The following is a 19,230-nucleotide window of genomic DNA, read 5'->3' on the forward strand; positions in this document are numbered from 1 at the left end:
GCGGAACCGGACGGCGGGGTCGGGGGCGCGGCGTAGGGTGTGCCCATGAGCGGAGTCGGGCGGATGGGAGACATCGCCGCGGCCGGCGGGATGCGCGGGGGCCAGCGAGCGGGCGGCGGCACGCGCGGTGTGCTCGGCGGGCCTGCCGGAGCAGGCGGCCCGGGCGGCCCCGGAGGCCCCGGCGGCCGTGGCGGCGACCCGGACGCGATCAAGGCCGCCAACGCAGCCGCCCCGAAGATCCCGCACCTGCTGCGCCGCATCTCCGAACTGTTCCTGCCCTACCGCGCCGCGCTCATCACCACGGGCGTGCTCGTCATCGTCGGCGCCGCGCTCACCGTGCTGCCGCCTCTGCTCACCGAGCAGGCCTTCGACCTCGGGTTGTTCCCCGCCGGCGGCACCCCGAACATCCCGGTGCTGTTCGAGCTCGTCGGCCTGATGGTGCTCATCTGGGTCGTCTCCGCCGCCCTCGGCGTGTGGCAGACCTATCTCACCGCCCGGGTGGGCAACCGCGTCATGGGCGACCTGCGCATCCGGCTGTTCGAGCACCTCCAGCGCATGGAGCTGGCGTTCTTCACCCGCACCAAGACCGGCGTCATCCAGTCCCGCCTGCAGAACGACGTCGGCGGGGTGGCCAACGTGCTCACCAACACCGTCTCGAGCGTGCTCGGCAACACCGTCACGGTGATCGCGGCGCTCGTGGCGATGCTGCTGCTCAGCTGGCAGCTCACCGTGGTGGCCGTGGTGCTCATGCCGCTGCTCGTGTTCGTGCAGCGCCGGGTGGGGCAGGTGCGCGCCCGCATCGCCGCGAAGACGCAGGAGTCGCTGTCGGACATGACGGCGATCACGCAGGAGGCGCTCAGTGTGTCGGGCATCCTGCTGGCGAAGAGCTTCAACCGGCAGCGCACCGAGGTCGACCGCTACTCCGACGAGAACGGCAACCAGATCGAGCTGCAGGTGCGCCAGCAGATGAGCGGCCAGTGGTTCTTCGCGATCGTGCAGATCGTGCTCTCGGTGGTGCCCGCGGTCGTCTACCTCGTGGCGGGCTATCTCATCGCCGGCGGAGTCGACGTGACGGCGGGCACGATCGTGGCCTTCACCACCGTGCAGGCGCGGCTCATGTGGCCTCTGCTCGGGCTCATGCGGGTGGGTCTCGACCTGCAGACCTCGGGGGCGCTGTTCGCCCGCATCTTCGAGTACCTCGACCTGAAGCCCGCCATCACCGACGCTCCGGATGCGGGCGAGCTGCCCGACACCGGGCGGCCGGGCCGGGTCGCTTTCGACCACGTGAGCTTCGTGTACCCCGACGGCGATCACGAGCATCCCACCCTCGACGACGTGTCGTTCGAGGTGGAGCCCGGGCGCTTCGCCGCCTTCGTGGGGGCATCGGGCGCGGGCAAGACGACCATCTCCTATCTGGTGCCCCGGCTCTATGAGGCCTCGGCGGGCCGGGTGCTCGTCGACGGGGTCGACGTGCGGGAGGTGCGGCACGAGTCGCTCATCGACCGGCTCGGCATCGTGTCACAGGAGACCTACCTTTTCCACGCCACCATCGCCGAGAACCTCCGCTACGCCCGGCCGGGCGCGAGCGACGACGAGCTGCACGACGCGGCGCGGCGCGCGAACATCCACGACCGCATCATGAGCTTTCCCGAAGGGTATGCCACCGTCGTGGGGGAGCGCGGCTACCGTCTGTCGGGGGGCGAGAAGCAGCGCATCGCCATCGCGCGCGTGCTGCTGAAAGACCCGGCCGTGCTCATCCTCGACGAGGCCACCAGTGCGCTCGACACCGTGTCGGAGCGCGTGGTGCAGCAGGCGCTCGACACCGCGGCGCACGGCCGCACGACCATCGCCATCGCGCATCGTCTCTCCACGATCGTGCAGGCCGACGTCATCTTCGTGGTCGACGCGGGCCGCATCGTGGAGAGCGGCACCCACGCCGAGCTCATCGCGCGAGACGGTGCGTACGCTCGGCTCTACCTGCAGCAGCTCACCGACGTGACGGGAGAGGTCGTCTAGCGCGGCGCTCGCCGCAGCCGGCGCCGGACGGTGAGGGTCACGCCGACGGCGAGCGCGCCGACAGCCGTAGCCGCCGCAGCCGCCGCGGCGACGGAGAACCCGGCTGCCCCGTTCGATCCGGTCGCCGCCAGCTCGCCGGCGGACGGGGTGGCCACCGGCGTCGCGGTCGGTGTGATCGGCGAAGCGGTAGGGGTAGGAGTGGGGGTGCTGTTCGGGGTCGGCGTCGGTACCGGCCGGTCGAGGGCCTCCCGCATCACGGCGGCCCACCGCCACGGCTCCTCCTCGCCGCCCGGCAGGGAGTTGAAGTACTCCCATCCGGCGACACCGCCGAAGTCGGGATGCGCGGTGCGCATCACGTCGAACGACGCCGTGAGCTCGTCGAGCGGCACCCACCCCTCGTCGCAGTTCTCGGGGTTCGTGAGCACCGCGAGCACGATCTTCGACGCGGGTATGCCCGCACCCCGGGTGGCCTGGTAGCGCGCGATCGCATCGTAGTTCGCCGCCGTGGGGTCTCCCCACCCGCAGTAGAACTGCGTGTTGAACCAGTCGATCGACGCACCGCTGCGCCGGTAGAGCTCGTCGTAGTCGAGACCGGAGAGGTTGTCGCGCCCCATCAGCCCCGCGGTGACGGGCGAGAGCGTGATGAGGAAGTCCGGCCCGAAATCGCTCTCGAGATCGGCGATGACGGATTCCACCACGGCGATGTCGGTGCCGGTCTCCACGTCGAGGTCGACGCCGTCGAGACCGTGCTCGGCGACGAAGTCGCGCAGCCGGGGGTACTGCGTGTCGTAGTCGTCCTCGAGGTTCTCCCAGCTCGAGTTCATCGCTCCGCCGACCATGCCCACCACCGCGATGCCGTTCGCCTGCAACTCGGCGAGGTCGGCCCACATCCGGTCGAACAGCGGGCTCCCGGGCTCGAGGTCGTTGAGGTTCAGCACGTCGGCGTTCATGTGGATGGCGGCGAGGTTGACCACGTCGACCCCGGTGCCCTCGTGCAGGAGTGGGGCCGGGGAGATGTACTCGGCGTAGCCGTCGGTGAACTGCTTCTGGTAGTAGACGATGACGCGGTCGTCGACGGGCACGTCGGCGGCGGAGGCCGGCGGAACCGCCGAAGCCCCGGCCCACGCCGCGCCCAACGCCACTGCTCCCGCCGCGCCGGCCGCGAGCATCCGGCGTCGCCGGCGGGGCAGCCCGATCATCGCTCGGCCCCGTCCGGACCATCGGACGACCCGCCCGCCGCGCGCGCTCTCCGGCGCACCAGCACCACGACGACCACGCCGGCGGCCAGCACCACGACGGCGGCCGCGACCGCGGCCACGAGACCCGCGGTCGCGGCCCCGGTGTCGGCCAGATCGTCGCCCGAGGCGTCGCCGGAGCCGGTCGGCTCGGGTGCGGGGGCCGGAGGAGCACCGAACGACTCCAGCAGCGCGTAGGCGTCGAGCAGGCCCGCGCCCACCACCGAGGCGTCGGCGAAGCCGAACTCGGCGTAGGGATTCTCGAGCGGGCGCGCGGTGTCGAGCGCGGCCTGCTCGATCGCGGCGGCTCCGGCCTCCGGCGCCCACTCGAAGGCCAGCGCGAGCACGGCCGCCGCGTTCGGCGCTGCCGCCGAGGTGCCGTGGAAACGGTAGACGGTCTCGCCGTCCTCCTCCTCGTCCCAGCCGAAGAAGGAGGTGCGGGTGCCGTCGACCGAGACGAGCGCGGGGGCGTCGACGGTCTCTGGCGCCTCGAGTGCGGCCGCGGGAACGCCGCTCTCGGGGTCGACCGGCCCGAACAGCAGGGTGCCCGGCCCGATCGACTGGGTGTCGGCGATCACCTCGGGGGTGTCCCACGTGGCGGTGCCCACGGTGAGCGACGACCCGTCGGACTGGTGCCCGTACGTCACCGGCCCCACGACGTCGTCACCCGCGCTCGTGTCGTACTCGGCCGAGAGGATCACGTTCGTGTTCGTGGTCTGCCCGATCCAGACGGCGGGTCCCGACCCGGCCTCGGCGCCCTCGGGCGCGGCGAGTCTCACGACCACGAGGTCGTAGTCGCCCTCCTCGATCGTGGTCCCGAGATCGAGCTCCACGATCGGCCGGGCGGTGTCGCGCCAGTAGGCGTCTCCCACGGCCACCGGTTCCCCGTCGCCCGTGCGGTACAGCTGCAGCTCGAAGTCGGAGACCAGCCCGTCGACAGGCTCGCCCCACTGCAGGATGAACGTGGGGGAGTCGCCCGCGTCGATCGCGAGCGTGTCGGTCGGGTCGTAGCCCTCTCCCGGGTCGAAGTCGAGGCAGTCGACCGCCTCGCCGTCGGTGGGCTCGACCCACTCGGGACACTCCGTGCCGCGGTAGGCGGTCGTGCGCCAGCCGCCGATGGGCCGGCCCTCGCTCGCGGTGTCGCCGGCTCCCACCACCGTCTCGTTGCCGGCCGAGGTGAGGTAGCTCACGCTGTACTCGCTCCGCACCTGCTCGATCGCCGACGACAGCTCGCTGCGCTGGAAGGCCAGCTCACCCGCCGGGGAGACGTCGTCGACGATGATCGTGGCTCCCGCCTCGGCGAGGGCCAGCACCGACTGCGCGGCCGAGTGCACGTCGTCGCCGTCGGCAGCGAAGAGGATGCGTGCGCCCGGCGCGATCCCGTGCACGAGCTGCGCCATGGCCCGGCCCTCGTCGGCTCCCTCGGACCCTTCGACCAGCACCTCGACGGGGGTCTCGCGACCGCAGGGGTTGCCGGGGCCCGGGAGGAGACCGTCCGCGATGTCGTCCTCGGGGGTGGTGACGGCTGTGGCGAGCGCGTACGAGTCCGACATGATGCCGATCGTGGCCCCGGTGCCGTCGACGCCGAAGGTCGACCGCGCCAGGCCGGAGGAGAGCGGCTCATCGGCCTCGACGGGGATGGTGCGGCAGTCCTCGGCGGTGCTCGCGGCGGCGCTCGCCGTGGCGGTCGCGGTAGCGCTCACCGCAGGGGCGACCCCGACGGTGAGCAGCAACAGGGTGCCCGCGCAGGCGAGCGCGGCGAAGCGGATGCGATGAGTCCCCATGCCCCGATCCTTGCGCAGCGGGCCGCACCACTGCGAACTCTAGGCAGAACTACCTATCCGGCGACGCGTGCCCGACCGACTGGCTAAGGTGTCGTCCGTGACCATCCAGGCGGACCCCGCATCCCGTACACCGACGACCACGACGACGATCGTGTTCGTGGTGCTCACCGCCGTGGCGGCCGTGGTGTCGTCGGCCTGGGGGGCGTTCTGCTGGTTGTTGCTCCCCCTGTACTGCGCGCGGGGCGAGTGCGGTGCACTGATCGTGGGCCCGGTCGTCCTGCTCATCCTGGTGCCCCTCGCCGTCGCGGTGGTGTCGATCGTGCTCGCCGCGAGGCGGCTCACGCGCGGTCAGCGCTCGGCGCCGTGGGCCGTGAGCGGCTTCGCACTGGTGCTCGTGAGCGCGATCATCGGCACCCTGCTCAGCTTCACGGTGCGCTGAGCGTGACCGCCGGCTCGGGCCTGGCCGGGCTGGAGCGCGGAAGCGACGCGGTGAGGGTGGTTCCGGAGGCGACTCCGTCAGCACGCCGGTCGGCACGAGGACTCACCGTGAGCGTCCCTCCGCGGCCGTCGAGCTGACGACGCAGGCGGTCGAGACCCGACGGGGTCGCGTTCGCGGGCAGACCGCGACCGTCGTCGTCGACCGTGACCGTGAGCAGCCCGCCGGCGTGAGCGAAGGCGATCCGGATGCGCTGGGCCCCGCCGTGCCGCAGGGCGTTCGTCACCGCCTCCTCCACCAGGCGGAACACCAGCAGACGGTCCTCGAGCGGCAGCGGCCGGTCGGCCTCCATCCGCATCCCGCTCTCGGCGAACTCGTCGTCGACGACGATCGAGGCGGGGAGCCGGGCGATCAGCGCGCGCACGGCGGGCACCAGTCCGCGATCGAGATCGGCGGGGTAGAGCCCCGTCATGAGCTCTCGCAACTCGACATCGCGCACCGTGCGCACCGCCTCCGCGACCGACGCGAGCGCCTCCGCATCGGAGCCGGGGGTCTCGGCCAGTGCGAGCAGCCGGGCCTCCACGATCACGAGCGAGCTCTGCACCGTGCCGTGCAGCTCCTCGGCCACGTCGCGGCGCACCCGCAGCTCTTCGGCATGAAGCTCGCGGTGTGCCTCGAGCGCCTCGAGCTGGCTGTTCAGCCGCACGCGCTCCTCGGTGCGCAGGCGCCTCCACAGGGCCAGCAGGGCGAGACCGATGCCGAGGGTGACGCCGCTCGCGGCGGTCGTGGTGCCGACCTCGGCGAGCAGAACGGGCACCGCCGCCTCGCTGTAGAGCCCGCTCGACCACTGCGCCAGTGCCCGGGCACCGCCCGCCGCCAGCGCGATGCCGGCGAGCATCGGGAGCTGCAGCGCGAGCCTCCTGCGTTGCGGCGCCAGGAGCGCTGTCAGCGCGAGCACCACGGCGACCGTGCCGAGGTTGATCGCCGTGCGCGCGGCGATCTCGACCACGGGCGAGGAGTCCACCGCGCGCAGGCTCGTCGAGAACACGCCGAGCGCCATCACCGACTGCACGCTCGTGGCGGCGGCGAACAGCAGTCCGACCACCGCGACGGTGCCGAGAAGCACCCGCCTGTCGTCGCGCAGGTCGTGGCGCAGGTCGTGGCGCGGCTGGTGGCGGTCGCCGGATGCGCGTGGGCGCGCGATCGCGGTCACCGGGAGTGCTCCAGAAACAGCGCCGCGGCCGAGACCCGCGGGTTCACGCGACTCGTCGCGGCCACCCCGAGCGCCTCGTAGACCGCGTTCACGTGATTGTCGACGGAGCGCACCGCGATGCCGAGCTCCTCGGCGATGGCCGCATTGGTGAGCCCGGCCGAGAGCAGCCGCAGCACCTCGAGCTGACGGGCGGTGAGGGTGTCGAGAGGGCCCGAGCGCACGGGTGCGCGGCCCTCCAGCACCGACCGGTCGATCACGGACCGGCCCGAGGCGGCGCTGGCGATCGCTCCCACCAGCGACGACGCCGAGAGGGCCGAGGTCTTCGAGAGGTAGCTCCAGTGCCCGCGCTCGGACGCCGGGAGGGCGAGCAGCCGGTGACTGGAGTCGGAGGCGGAGAGCAGCACGATGGCAGTCTCGGGCCGGCGCCTCCGCAGCGCCAGTCCCAGGTCGATCCCGTCGCCGTCGCCGAGGTGGACGTCGACCAGCGCGACGTCGACGCTGCGCAGCTCCACTCGGATCGCCTCCGCGAACGAGTCGGCCGTGGCCTCCACCACCACGCCCGGGGCGGCCCCCAGCAAACCGGTGAGCATCTGGCGATAGAGCGGCTGGTCTTCGACGACGCAGACCCTCACCCCCACGCGGTCAGGCTACCGCACGGCCGCTCTCCTCCGAACGCCCCAGAAGGGGCGGCACGCGCCCGGCGTCGGCGCTACACTGGAGGCGTGTTCGTGATTCCCTCGTGTTGTCGTCGCTGAGCGACGACTCCGCCTGAACGCACCCGGATTCGTCACCGCCCCAGCCCGCGCTCTCGCGGCGCCCGTGCCGGTCGTGCACGAAGCGGTCGCGAGACACCACTGAAGGAACACCCATGAAGTACGCCGACAGCGTCATCGATCTGGTGGGGAACACCCCGCTGGTCAAGCTCAACAGCGTCACCGAGGGCATCCAGGCCACGGTGCTCGCGAAGATCGAGTACCTCAACCCCGGAGGTTCGTCGAAAGACCGCATCGCCACCCGCATCATCGACGCCGCCGAGCGGGAGGGGCTGCTGAAGCCGGGCGGCACCATCGTCGAGCCCACCTCCGGCAACACGGGCATCGGGCTCGCCCTGGTCGCCCAGCAGCGCGGCTACCGTTGCGTGTTCGTGCTGCCCGACAAGGTGGGGGAGGACAAGCGCAACGTGCTCACCGCCTACGGTGCCGAGATCGTGGTGACCCCCACGGCCGTCGCGCCCGAAGACCCCGACTCCTACTACTCGGTCTCCGACCGGTTGGTGCGCGAGATCCCCGGCGCCTTCAAGCCGAACCAGTACGCCAACCCCAACGGGCCGCTCAGTCACTACGAGACCACCGGTCCCGAGATCTGGCGCGACACCGAGGGCCTCATCACCCACTTCGTGGCGGGGGTGGGCACCGGCGGCACCATCAGCGGAACCGGCCGCTACCTCAAAGAGGTCTCCGACGGACGGGTGACCGTCATCGGCGCCGACCCGGAGGGCTCGGTCTACTCCGGCGGCACCGGCCGCCCCTACCTCGTCGAGGGCGTGGGCGAGGACTTCTGGCCGGCTGCCTACGACGCGAGCGTGGTGGACGAGATCATCGCGGCCAGCGACGCCGAGTCGTTCGAGCTCACCCGCCGCCTCGCCCGCGAGGAGGGTCTGCTCGTGGGCGGCTCGAGCGGCCTCGCCGTCGCTGCGGCGCTCAGGGCCGCCCGCGACCTGCCGGCCGACGCCGTCGTGGTCGTGCTGCTGCCCGACGGCGGCCGCGGCTACCTCGGCAAGATCTTCAACGAGAAATGGATGCGCTCCTACGGCTTCGCCACCGAGAGCGAGGGGTCGACGGTGCGCGAGCTGCTCGCCCTCAAGGGCGATGTGCTCCCGGCACTCGTGCACGTGCATCCGAGCGACACCGTGCACGACGCCATCGGCATCATGGCCGAGTACGGTGTCTCGCAGGTGCCGGTGCTCTCGGCCGAGCCCCCCGTCGTGATGGGCGAGGTGGTGGGCTCGCTCGACGAGCAGACCGTGCTCGACCAGGTGTTCGGGGGCAGCGCCGCGATGACCGACAAGGTCGGCGACATCGTGGGCGCCGCGCTGCCGCTCATCGGCATCAACGAGCCCATCTCCTCGGTGCGCCAGGCGCTCGTCGCAACACCGGCGCTGCTCGTCTCCGACGACGGCAAGCCGGTGACCGTCATCACCCGGCAAGACCTCCTCACCTTCCTCAGCGAAGCCTGACGGCTCGCGCATCCCGAACCGAAAGATCAGCATGGCCAGCAAGAACGACGAGCAGTTCGAGACCCGGGCGATCCACGCCGGGCAGCAGTTCGACCCCACCACCGGGGCGATCATCCCCCCGGTGTACCTCACCTCCACCTTCGTGCAGGACGGCATCGGCGGCTTCCGCGGCGGGTACGAGTACGCCCGTGGCGGCAACCCCACCCGCACCTCGCTCGAGACCCTCCTCGCCTCGCTCGAGGGGGCGAAGCACGGACTCTCCTTCGCCTCGGGTCTGGCGGCCGAAGACGCGCTGCTGCGCGCGGCACTCGGGCCGGGTGACCGCATCGTGCTCGGCAACGACGCCTATGGCGGCACCCACCGCCTGATCGACCGCATCCACGGCAAGTGGGGGGTCGAGAACGCCGTCGTCGAGATGGGCGACCTCTCGGCCGTGAGCAAGGCCGTCGCCGCGGGCCAGACGAAGATGCTCTGGCTCGAGACGCCCTCGAACCCGCTCATGAAGATCAGCGACATCGCCGAGCTCGCCGAGATCGGGCACGCGGCCGGAGCCATCGTGGTGGTCGACAACACCTTCGCCTCGCCCTACCTGCAGCAGCCGCTCGCGCTCGGCGCCGACGTGGTGGTGCACTCCACCACGAAGTACCTCGGCGGCCACTCCGACGTGCTCGGCGGCGCCGTGGTGCTGAACGACGACGCCCTCGAAGAGAAGGTGCGCTTTCTGCAGTTCGCCTCCGGCGGGGTCTCCGGGCCGATGGATGCGTGGCTCACCACGCGGGGCATCAAGACGCTCGCGGTGCGGATGGACCGGCACTCGGCCAACGCGCAGGCGATCGCCGAGCACCTCGTGGGTCACCCGGCGCTCGAGACGGTGTACTACCCGGGCCTCCCGGAGCATTCCGGTCACGAGCTCGCGAAGCGGCAGATGCGGTCGTTCGGCGGCATGATCTCGGTGGCGCTCAAAGGCGGGCCCAAGGCGGCGCGCAAGTTCGCCGAGTCGACCAGGGTGTTCCAGCTGGCGGAGTCGCTCGGTGGCGTGGAGTCGCTCATCGGCTACCCGTCGGAGATGACCCACGCCTCGGTGAAGGGCACACCGCTCGAGGTGCCCGAGAACGTCATCAGGCTCTCGGTGGGCATCGAGTCGGTCGACGACCTGCTCGCCGACCTCGACCGGGCGCTTCCGCGGCGCTGAGCCGCTGAGCCGCCGACCTGCTGACCGGCCGGCCCGCTGACCGGGCCGGCCGTCGCCGCGTCGAAGCCCCCGCGCCCTACAGCGCCGGCTTCGATGGCGTGAAGATCCACGCGTCGAAGAGCGCGCCGAGGTCGTCGCCCGAGACCGACTCGGCGTAGTCGATGAACTGCTCGGTCGACACCGAGGTGCCGGCGTGCCCGGCGGCCCAGCCCTGCAGGATGGCGAAGAAGTCGTCATCGCCCACCTCCGTACGCAGGGCCTGGAGGGTCAGTGCGCCGCGGGTGTACACCGGTCCGTCGAAGATGCCGGCCGGGCCCGGGTCGGCCACCACCGTCGACCAGAAGTCGGCGGGCGCGACGGCGTAGATGCGGTCGAAGGTCTGCTGCGGGGTCGGGCCGCCGGTGTGCTCGGCCCACAGCCACTCCGCGTAGGTGGCGAAGCCCTCGTTCAGCCAGATGTCGGCCCAGCGTTCCATCGACACGTCGTCGCCGTACCACTGGTGGGCGAGCTCGTGCACCACGACCGAGGCGTCGGCGTCGGCGGGGAACGACCAGCTCGGGTAGATCGGCCGGGTCTGGTTCTCGAGCGCGTAGGGGAGCGGCTCGCCCGGCGAGAGGTCGGCGATGGCGATGCCGCCGGCCTCGCTGAACGGGTACGGGCCGAACGACTGCTCGAGGAAGTCGATCACCTCGGGCTCGGTGGCGAACACGGCCGACGCGACGTCGCCCACTGTCGTGCCGCCCCCATCCGCCTCGACTGAGTAGAGGGAGGGGTCGATGGCGTCGTAGTAGGTGATGCCGTCGACCGTGCTGGTGGTGATGTCGTAGACGCCCACCGTGGCCGTGGCGAGGTAGGTCGCCATCGGCTGGTCCATCTCCCAGGTGAAGCTGCTCGTGCCCGCCTCGGTTGACCGCTCGGCCAGTCGCCCGTTGCCCACGACGGTGAGTCCCTCGGGCACGGCCATCGTGGTGGTGAAGGTGGCCTTGTCGGCGGGGTGGTCGTTGGCGGGGAACCAGGTGGCGGCCACCCGGGGCTGACCCACGATCACGGCGCCGTCGGTGGAGCGGAACACGCCGGCCGGGCCGAACGCGTCGTCGATCGTGATGGGCACGCCGCTGTAGCTCACCGTCGTGGTGATGGTGCTGCCGCTCAGGATGCCCGTGGCTGGGATGACCGTGAGCTCGGTGCGTGGCGGGGTGGCGTCGGCATCGGTCGAACCGGGCACCTGCGGCTGGGCGGTGACCATGCTGATCTGGGTGGTGGAGAGGTTCCACTCGGCGGGCGTGTCGTTCACCGTGACCGAGGCGACGGTGATCGCGTCGGTGCCGTCGACGTTGCGGGTGTCGAAGTCGAGGTTGAAGGTCTTGAGGTTCTCGGTGGCCGTGGCGGTGATGGTGGCCGAACCGGAGAGCACGCCGTCGGCGGGGTCGTAGGCGAGGTCGAGAGCGTAGTGCTGCACGTCGTAGCCGCCGTTGCCGTCGAGGGGGTAGTAGGGGTCGCCGATGCCGTCGGCGCCCTCGACGTAGTCGACGGGCGTGACGGTGGGGGTGGGGCTCGGCGTGGGCGCGACCGTGGGGGCGGCGGTGGCGGTCGACGGGCACGGCTCGGCGGCGACGGCCGGTTGCGGCGCGAGCCCGCCGGTCGCCAGGAGGGCGAGCACGAGGAGCGGGATGGCGGCCAGCGCCGCAGCCGAACGGCGACGGCGCCGCACCACGAGCCAGGTGACGCCGGCGCCGATGGCCACCACGGCCAGGGCGAGCAGCGCCAGCGGGAAGGGGCCCGAGCCGGTGGCCGCCAGTACGCAGTCGGTCATTGTCGTCCTCGCTATGCCATGGCTGTGGAGAGCCTGAGAGTGGTGCCGGAGCACCAGCATAGGGCGGCGGTCGCGCTGGTGACCATGGCTGCGCTTCGCTAGTCTCAGAAGTTAGGTCACCCTTACCCGAATGGAGCCGGGCATGAGCAACATCACCGTCACCCACGCCGAGTCCGGCCTCGTCACCGCCGAGGTGCTGCGCACCGAGCGCGTCACACCCCACATGGTGCGGGTCACCCTCGGCGGGGGAGGCCTCGACCGCTTCGAGTTCAAGGGCTTCGACCAGTGGTTCCGCCTCGCCGTGCCGGTCGACGACACCACCCGGTTCGACAACCTGCCCGACCGCTACGGCATGGCCGGCTGGCTCAAGTACCTCACTCTCCCGAAGGGCACCCGTCCCGTCATCCGCAACTACACGGTGCGGGCCTACCGCAGCGACCCGGCCGAGCTCGACATCGACTTCGTGGTGCACGGCACCTCGGGGGTCGCCGCGCCGTGGGCGGCTGCGGCGAAGGCGGGCGACGAGATCGCGTTCATCGACCAGGGCTGCGGCTGGAAGCCGGTGCCCTCCGACTGGCAGCTGCTGGTGGCCGACGAGACGGGCCTGCCCGCGGTGGCGGGCATCCTGCGCGACCTTCCGCGCGACGCACGCGGTCACGCGATCATCGAGCTCTTCGACTTCGCCGATCAGCAGGAGCTCGGTGCACCCGAGGGGTTCACCGTGCACTGGCTCCTGCGCGACGAGGGATCGGCGCCGGGCAGCGCGGCGCTGCCGGCGCTCGCCGCCCTCGAGTTCGAGGCCGGCTCGGTCTACGCCTTCACCGTCGGGGAGTCGGCGCTGGCGACGGGGGCGCGGCGTCATCTGGTGTCGGAGCGGGGGGTGCCGAAGTCGAACGTGACCTTCTGCGGGTACTGGAAGCGATCGGCGCACTGACGCCCGCTTTCGTGCGGCGCTGGCCGAGCAGAACGCCTCCGAGCACCAGCACCGTGCCCGCCAGCTGCGCCGGCCCGAAGTGCTCCCCGGCCACGAGGGTGCCGAGCAGCACGCCGGTGACGGGGTTGAGCAGCCCGATGAGGCCGACGGATGCGGCGGGCAGGCGCCGCAGACCGGCGAACCAGGCGAGGAAGGCCGCGGCCGTCGCCACGAGCGACACGTAGGCGAAGCCCAGCAGCTCGGTGCCGTCGGGCACCGGCGGTGGTCCCGAGAACACCGCCGCGACCGGGATGAGGACGGCCGACCCCGCGAGCAGCTGCCAGGCCGTGAGTGGCAGCACGCGCACATCGGCGCCCCAGCGCTTCGTGAGCACGAAGCCCACCGACGACAGACACATCGCGAGGAGGGAGACGGCGACGCCGACGGGATCGATCGCTGCGGCACCGCCCGCTGCGCCCGGCGCGAGCATGAGCACCACCCCCGCGAAGCCCACTGCCGCCCCGAGTGCGGGCAGCAGCCTCGGCCGTTCGCCGAGGAGAGGCCAGGCGATGAGCAGCAGAACGCCCGCCGAGCTCGCCATCACCGTTGAGGCGATGCTCGTAGGCAGCAGTTGCGAGGCGAGGTAGATGAGCACGAAGAAGGCGCCCACGTTGAGCGTGCCGAGCACGAGCGACTTCCACCACCAGGAGCCGTGCGGCCGTTCGCGGGCGAGCAGAAGAAGAAGGAGCCCTGCCGGGAGCGCGCGGAAGACGGCGCCCCAGAGCGGTTCGTCGGCCGGGAGGAGGTGGCGGGTGACGAAGTAGTTGGAGCCCCAGGCGACGGGGGCGATGGCGGTGACGAGCGCCCAGCGCCAGGTAGCTTCCATGGAAGTTAATGTAGCTTCCCGGGAAGGTAGTATCAAGGGGTGGACCCTTCCGATCGAGTGGCACGCATCCAGGCGGAGTGGCGTCGCGAGCGGCCCGACCTCGATCCGGAGCCGCAGGGCGTGATCGGCCGCATCCATCGGCTGGCCGCCCACCTCACGGTCGAGCTCGAGCGGGTCTACGCCGAGCACGGGCTGGGCGAGGGGGAGTTCGACGTGCTCGCGACCCTGCGGCGTGCCGGGGCCCCGTTCGAGCGGGCGCCGGGTGAACTCGCCGAGCACACGATGGTGACCACCGGGGCGATGTCCAAGCGGCTCGACCGTCTCGAGGCGGCCGGCCTGGTGGAACGCCGCGCGGCCGAGGGCGATGGGCGGCGGCGCGTGGTCGCACTGACCGCGGCCGGGCGCGAGCTGATCGACGCGGCGTTCGCCGACCACATGGCCAACGAGGCCGGCCTGCTGGCCGAGCTGCCGGCTGCCGATCGTCGCGCCCTCGAGCGCATCCTGTCGGCCTGGCTCGTCCGCGTGGAGGACTGATGCGCGACACGCCGGGGCGTGTCGATGTCGGTGGCTGGATTTATCCTCAGCGGTGAGGGCTGCGGCTCTCCACAGATCGGGCCGGAATGGCGGAATCCCGGCGTTCCGGGTGTGGAGAAACCCGTGGGTATCCCTGTTCACAGGTGTGGATGACCTGTGGATAATTACACGGGTGTAACACTTCATCTAGGGGTTATCGATATCGGCGACAACTAGATGTAGTATTGAACTCCCGACATCGAGGGGCCGCCCACAGTGGCGGAGACGGTGCCGGAACACTGCTTTTCTCTCTTTATCGTTCGCTCGCGAAAGGTGCGCCACATGGCAATCACGGTCTACACGAAGCCCTCCTGCGTCCAGTGCACGGCGACCTACCGCGCCCTCGAGAACAAGGGCCTCGAGTTCGAGATCTTCGACCTCTCGGTCGACGAGAAGGCGCTCGAGACCGTCAAGGAGCTGGGCTACCTGCAGGCGCCCGTCGTCATGACCTCCGAGGGCGACCACTGGTCGGGCTTCCGTCCCGACAAGATCGCCGAGCTCGCCTCCCGCGCCAGCGCCTGATTCGATGCGGGCTGATTCCGCCCGGATTGGGTCGTCGCGCCTGCTCTCGCCTCCCGCAGACCTCGTCTACTTCTCGAGCGTCTCCGGTAACACGCACCGCTTCGTGGAGTCGCTCGGCCGGGTCGCCTCGCGCATCCCGATCTACGCCCGCGAAGAGAAGCTGAAGGCCACCGCGCCGTTCGTGCTCGTGCTCCCCACCTACGGCGGGGGCAACGGGGCGGGGGCCGTGCCCAAACAGGTGATCCAGTTCCTCAACGACGAGGGCAACCGATCCCTCATCCGCGGCGTCATCGCCGGCGGCAACACCAATTTCGGCGAGGCCTACTGCCTTGCGGGCGACATCGTCGCGCGCAAATGCAAGGTCCCGCTCCTCTATCGATTCGAAGTATTCGGAACCCCGGATGACCGCGAGGCCGTCCAGAACGGATTGGACAGACTGTGGAAGCAACTCTGATCGACGCGCCCACCGCCGCGCCGGCGCTCGACTACCACTCGCTCAACGCGATGCTCAACCTCTACGACGCCGGGGGGAACATCCAGTTCGACAAAGACCGCGAGGCGGCCAAGCAGTACTTCCTGCAGCACGTCAACCAGAACACCGTCTTCTTCCACAACCTGCGCGAGCGCCTCGACTACCTGGTCGAGAAGGAGTACTACGAGAAGGAGGTGCTCGACCAGTACTCGTTCGAGTTCATCCAGCAGCTCAACGACCTCGCCTACTCGAAGAAGTTCCGCTTCGACACCTTCCTCGGTGCGTTCAAGTACTACACCTCCTACACGCTGAAGACCTTCGACGGCAAGCGCTACCTCGAGCGCTTCGAAGACCGCGTCGTCATGACCGCGCTCGGCCTCGCCCGCGGCGACGAGAAGCTCGCCACCGACCTGGTGGAGGAGATCATCGGCGGCCGCTTCCAGCCCGCCACCCCCACCTTCCTCAACACGGGCAAGGCGCAGCGCGGCGAGCTCGTGAGCTGCTTCCTGCTGCGCATCGAAGACAACATGGAGTCGATCGCCCGCGGCATCAACTCCGCGCTGCAGCTCTCCAAGCGCGGCGGCGGCGTGGCGCTGCTGCTGTCGAACATCCGTGAGGCCGGCGCCCCGATCAAGCAGATCGAGAACCAGTCCTCGGGTATCATCCCCGTCATGAAGCTGCTCGAAGACAGCTTCAGCTACGCCAACCAGCTCGGCGCCCGTCAGGGCGCGGGAGCGGTGTACCTCTCGGCGCACCACCCCGACATCATGAAGTTCCTCGACACCAAGCGCGAGAACGCCGACGAGAAGATCCGCATCAAGACGCTGTCGCTGGGTGTCGTCGTGCCCGACATCACCTTCGAGCTGGCCAAGAACGACGAGGACATGTACCTCTTCTCGCCCTACGACGTCGAGCGCGTCTACGGCGTGCCCTTCGGCGACATCTCCGTCTCGGAGAAGTACCGCGAGATGGTCGACGACCCGCGCATCCGCAAGACCAAGATCAACGCGCGCGAGTTCTTCCAGACCCTCGCCGAGATCCAGTTCGAGTCGGGCTACCCGTACATCATGTACGAAGACACGGTGAACAAGGCCAACCCCATCAAGGGCCGCATCAACATGTCGAACCTGTGCTCCGAGATCCTGCAGGTGAACACCCCCACCACCTACAACGAAGACCTGTCCTACGACCAGATCGGCAAGGACATCTCGTGCAACCTGGGGTCGCTCAACATCGCGCTCACCATGGACTCGCCCGACTTCGGCCGCACCGTCGAGACCGCCATCCGCGGCCTCACCTCGGTGTCGAACCAGTCGCACATCACCTCGGTGCGCTCCATCGAAGACGGCAACGACAAGTCGCACGCCATCGGCCTCGGCCAGATGAACCTGCACGGCTACCTCGCCCGCGAGCGGGTGCACTACGGCTCGGAGGAGGGTGTCGACTTCACGAACATCTACTTCTACACCGTGCTCTTCCACGCCCTGCGCGCCTCGAACGCGATCGCCATCGAGCGCGGCGAGCGGTTCGACGGCTTCGAGGACTCCACCTACGCCTCCGGTGAGTTCTTCGACAAGTACACCGACACCGCCTGGGTGCCGGCCACCGAGCGCGTGGCCGAGCTGTTCGCCGCGTCGGACATCCACATCCCCACCCAGGACGACTGGCTGGCGCTGAAGGCGTCCATCCAGTCGCACGGCATCTACAACCAGAACCTGCAGGCCGTGCCGCCCACTGGGTCGATCTCGTACATCAACAACTCGACCTCGTCCATCCACCCGGTCGCGTCGAAGATCGAGATCCGCAAGGAGGGCAAGATCGGGCGCGTGTACTACCCGGCGCCGTTCATGACGAACGACAACCTCGAGTACTACTCCGACGCCTACGAGATCGGCGCCGAGAAGATCATCGACACCTACGCCGCGGCCACGCAGCACGTCGACCAGGGCCTCTCGCTCACCCTGTTCTTCAAAGACACCGCCACCACCCGCGACATCAACAAGGCGCAGATCTACGCCTGGCGCAAGGGCATCAAGACCATCTACTACATCCGTCTCCGCCAGCTCGCGCTGGAGGGCACGGAGGTCGACGGTTGCGTCTCCTGCATGCTGTGACCGGCGCCCGCTGACTGCTGAATCCCCTCTGAATCGGATAGAGACATGACTCCTCCCCCCTCCGGGCCGCTGAAGCTCGTCGACCGCGTGCAGGCGATCAACTGGAACCGCATCCAAGACGAGAAAGACGTCGAGGTGTGGAACCGTCTGGTGAACAACTTCTGGCTGCCCGAGAAGGTGCCGCTCTCCAACGACGTGCAGTCGTGGGCCACCCTCACGCCGGCCGAGCAGCAGCTCACCATGCGCGTGTTCACGGGCCTCACCCTGCTCGACACCATCCAGGGCACGGTGGGGGCGGTCTCGCTCATCCCCGACTCGCTCACCCCGCACGAGGAGGCCGTCTACACGAACATCGCGTTCATGGAGTCGGTGCACGCCAAGTCGTACTCGTCGATCTTCTCCACGCTGTCCAACACGAAGGACATCGACGAGGCGTTCCGCTGGTCGGTCGAGAACCCGAACCTGCAGAAGAAGGCGTCGATCGTCCTCGACTACTACCACGGCGACGAGCCGCTGAAGCGCAAGGTGGCCTCGACCCTGCTCGAGAGCTTCCTCTTCTACAGCGGCTTCTACCTGCCCATGTACTGGTCGTCGCGCGCCAAGCTCACCAACACGGCCGACCTCATCCGCCTCATCATCCGCGACGAGGCCGTGCACGGCTACTACATCGGCTACAAGTTCCAGCGCGGCCTCGAACTCGTCGACCAGGCCAAGCGCGACGAGATCAAGGACTACACCTTCTCGCTGCTCTACGACCTCTACGACAACGAGGTGCAGTACACGCAAGACCTCTACGACGAGGTCGGACTCACCGAAGACGTCAAGAAGTTCCTCCACTACAACGCGAACAAGGCGCTCATGAACCTCGGCTACGAGCCGATGTTCCCGAAGGCGGTCACGGATGTGAACCCCGCCATCCTCTCGGCCCTGTCGCCCAACGCGGATGAGAACCACGACTTCTTCTCGGGCTCCGGCTCCTCGTACGTCATCGGCAAGGCCGTCAACACCGAAGACGAGGACTGGGACTTCTAGCGGGCCCGTGCGCCGCTCTGAGTCAGAGTCACCACGATGAAGCGTGCGAAAACGAGCTTTGATCAGCCTAGTCTGATAGAATCTCAGTATGACCGCAACTGCTCGACTCCGGGAGATCGCTGACGATCTTCGTGGTGTTGTGGGTGGGGTCGGGGCGGGTCTTGCGGGTGCGAGCGATGATGAGGTGCTTGAGCTGATGGCTGCCGTCGAGGTGGTTGGGCGGCTTGTGGGTGCGGCGCAGGTGTGGGTTGCCGGTGAGGTCGCGGTGCGGTCGCGTAGTGAGCTCGGTGATGAGGGGCTGAGCAGGTCGCAGAATTTCACGAGCCCGGTCAAGCTCGTCGCGAGCGTGACGGGCACATCGGCGCACGAGAGCAGAGCACGCCTGGAGGTCGGGCGCAGGATGCGCGGTGCGGTGCTCCTGGGTGGTGGTGAGGGTCCGGCCCCGTTCCCGCTGGTTGCGCAGTGGCTCGATGAGGGAGTCCTCGCCGTGGAGACTGCGGCCGTCATCGTGAAGCGTTGCGGTGAACTCGTCGACCGTGGCTGCTGCCCCGATGTCGTGGCCTCTGCCGAGCAGACGCTCGTCGACGAGACCCTCACGCATCGTCTGACGACCGATCAGACGGCCAGGCTCGCCCTCCATCTGCGGGAGCTCATCGACCCCGATGGTGCCGAGCCACGGGATGAGCGGCTCCAGCAGCAGCGCTCCCTCACTCTCGTGCAGGCGAGCGATGGCATGATCCGTGGCCGGTTCGCTCTTACGCCTGAGCAGGGTGGGGTGTGGTTGGCGAGCATC

The 19,230-nt window shown here is 69.6% G+C and carries 17 protein-coding genes; 11 read left to right on the forward strand and 6 right to left on the reverse strand.

Annotation, left to right across the window (positions count from 1 at the left end; genetic code table 11):
- Window positions 1-45 precede the first annotated feature (45 nt).
- A complete protein-coding gene (locus N1031_RS18495; RefSeq protein ID WP_259481388.1) occupies window positions 46-2,016 on the forward strand; it encodes an ABC transporter ATP-binding protein in 1,971 nt (656 codons plus the stop codon).
- Here N1031_RS18495 and N1031_RS20475 read toward each other — a convergent pair.
- Window positions 2,013-3,215, reverse strand: coding sequence for a glycoside hydrolase family 18 protein (locus N1031_RS20475; protein WP_310795719.1), 1,203 nt, complete (start codon window positions 3,213-3,215; stop codon window positions 2,013-2,015). The genes N1031_RS18495 and N1031_RS20475 overlap by 4 nt on opposite strands.
- Complete coding sequence (locus N1031_RS18505; RefSeq protein ID WP_259481390.1) at window positions 3,212-5,035, reverse strand: S8 family serine peptidase; 1,824 nt, start codon at window positions 5,033-5,035, stop codon at window positions 3,212-3,214. The genes N1031_RS20475 and N1031_RS18505 overlap by 4 nt, the downstream gene beginning before the upstream one ends.
- 97 nt (window positions 5,036-5,132) lie before the next feature.
- Here N1031_RS18505 and N1031_RS18510 point away from each other — a divergent pair, with 97 nt between their 5' ends.
- On the forward strand, window positions 5,133-5,474 hold the full coding sequence (locus N1031_RS18510; RefSeq protein ID WP_259481391.1) for a hypothetical protein: 342 nt from the start codon (window positions 5,133-5,135) through the stop codon (window positions 5,472-5,474).
- Here N1031_RS18510 and N1031_RS18515 read toward each other — a convergent pair.
- The gene (locus N1031_RS18515; protein ID WP_259481393.1) at window positions 5,461-6,684 is read right to left on the reverse strand and encodes a sensor histidine kinase; all 1,224 of its coding nucleotides are present in this window, start codon (window positions 6,682-6,684) and stop codon (window positions 5,461-5,463) included. The two genes, N1031_RS18510 and N1031_RS18515, sit on opposite strands and share 14 nt — an antisense overlap.
- The gene (locus N1031_RS18520) at window positions 6,681-7,322 is read right to left on the reverse strand and encodes a response regulator (protein WP_259481394.1); all 642 of its coding nucleotides are present in this window, start codon (window positions 7,320-7,322) and stop codon (window positions 6,681-6,683) included. The genes N1031_RS18515 and N1031_RS18520 overlap by 4 nt, the downstream gene beginning before the upstream one ends.
- Before the next feature lie 230 nt (window positions 7,323-7,552).
- Here N1031_RS18520 and N1031_RS18525 point away from each other — a divergent pair, with 230 nt between their 5' ends.
- Window positions 7,553-8,920, forward strand: a complete 1,368-nt coding sequence (locus N1031_RS18525; protein ID WP_259481395.1) for a cystathionine beta-synthase — start codon at window positions 7,553-7,555, stop codon at window positions 8,918-8,920.
- A 31-nt stretch (window positions 8,921-8,951) separates the two neighbouring features.
- Window positions 8,952-10,112 carry a cystathionine gamma-synthase gene (locus N1031_RS18530; protein ID WP_259481396.1) on the forward strand — a complete coding sequence of 387 codons (1,161 nt, stop codon included), beginning with the start codon at window positions 8,952-8,954 and terminating at the stop codon, window positions 10,110-10,112.
- A gap of 76 nt (window positions 10,113-10,188) precedes the next feature.
- Here N1031_RS18530 and N1031_RS18535 read toward each other — a convergent pair whose 3' ends face one another.
- Window positions 10,189-11,925 carry a M1 family metallopeptidase gene (locus N1031_RS18535; protein WP_259481397.1) on the reverse strand — a complete coding sequence of 579 codons (1,737 nt, stop codon included), beginning with the start codon at window positions 11,923-11,925 and terminating at the stop codon, window positions 10,189-10,191.
- A gap of 142 nt (window positions 11,926-12,067) precedes the next feature.
- On the opposite strand from N1031_RS18535, the gene N1031_RS18540 reads away from it, so the two are divergent.
- Window positions 12,068-12,859, forward strand: coding sequence for a siderophore-interacting protein (locus tag N1031_RS18540; protein ID WP_259481398.1), 792 nt, complete (start codon window positions 12,068-12,070; stop codon window positions 12,857-12,859).
- On the opposite strand, the gene N1031_RS18545 is transcribed toward N1031_RS18540, so the two are convergent.
- Entirely contained in the window at window positions 12,744-13,724 is a 981-nt protein-coding gene (locus N1031_RS18545; protein ID WP_259481399.1) for a DMT family transporter, read from the reverse strand. The two genes, N1031_RS18540 and N1031_RS18545, sit on opposite strands and share 116 nt — an antisense overlap.
- 39 nt (window positions 13,725-13,763) lie before the next feature.
- On the opposite strand from N1031_RS18545, the gene N1031_RS18550 reads away from it, so the two are divergent.
- The 6 genes from N1031_RS18550 to N1031_RS18575 form a co-directional block, all read left to right on the forward strand.
- Window positions 13,764-14,258, forward strand: coding sequence for a MarR family winged helix-turn-helix transcriptional regulator (locus tag N1031_RS18550; protein WP_259481400.1), 495 nt, complete (start codon window positions 13,764-13,766; stop codon window positions 14,256-14,258).
- A 321-nt stretch (window positions 14,259-14,579) separates the two neighbouring features.
- Window positions 14,580-14,819: a glutaredoxin-like protein NrdH gene (gene nrdH, locus N1031_RS18555; protein ID WP_171705925.1), complete on the forward strand. Its 240-nt coding sequence runs from the start codon at window positions 14,580-14,582 to the stop codon at window positions 14,817-14,819.
- A gap of 4 nt (window positions 14,820-14,823) precedes the next feature.
- The gene (gene nrdI, locus N1031_RS18560; RefSeq protein WP_259481401.1) at window positions 14,824-15,273 is read left to right on the forward strand and encodes a class Ib ribonucleoside-diphosphate reductase assembly flavoprotein NrdI; all 450 of its coding nucleotides are present in this window, start codon (window positions 14,824-14,826) and stop codon (window positions 15,271-15,273) included.
- Window positions 15,258-17,405 (forward strand): class 1b ribonucleoside-diphosphate reductase subunit alpha, encoded by a 2,148-nt coding sequence (gene nrdE, locus N1031_RS18565; RefSeq protein ID WP_259481402.1) that lies wholly within the window; start codon window positions 15,258-15,260, stop codon window positions 17,403-17,405. The genes nrdI and nrdE overlap by 16 nt, the downstream gene beginning before the upstream one ends.
- 45 nt (window positions 17,406-17,450) lie before the next feature.
- Window positions 17,451-18,437 carry a class 1b ribonucleoside-diphosphate reductase subunit beta gene (gene nrdF, locus N1031_RS18570; protein ID WP_259481403.1) on the forward strand — a complete coding sequence of 329 codons (987 nt, stop codon included), beginning with the start codon at window positions 17,451-17,453 and terminating at the stop codon, window positions 18,435-18,437.
- Between the two features lie 88 nt (window positions 18,438-18,525).
- Window positions 18,526-19,230: DUF222 domain-containing protein (locus tag N1031_RS18575; protein WP_259481404.1), on the forward strand; the 705-nt coding region annotated here is incomplete at its 3' end.

This window comes from Herbiconiux moechotypicola, from assembly GCF_024979255.1.
In the GTDB taxonomy this organism is placed as follows: Bacteria; Actinomycetota; Actinomycetes; order Actinomycetales; family Microbacteriaceae; genus Herbiconiux; species Herbiconiux moechotypicola.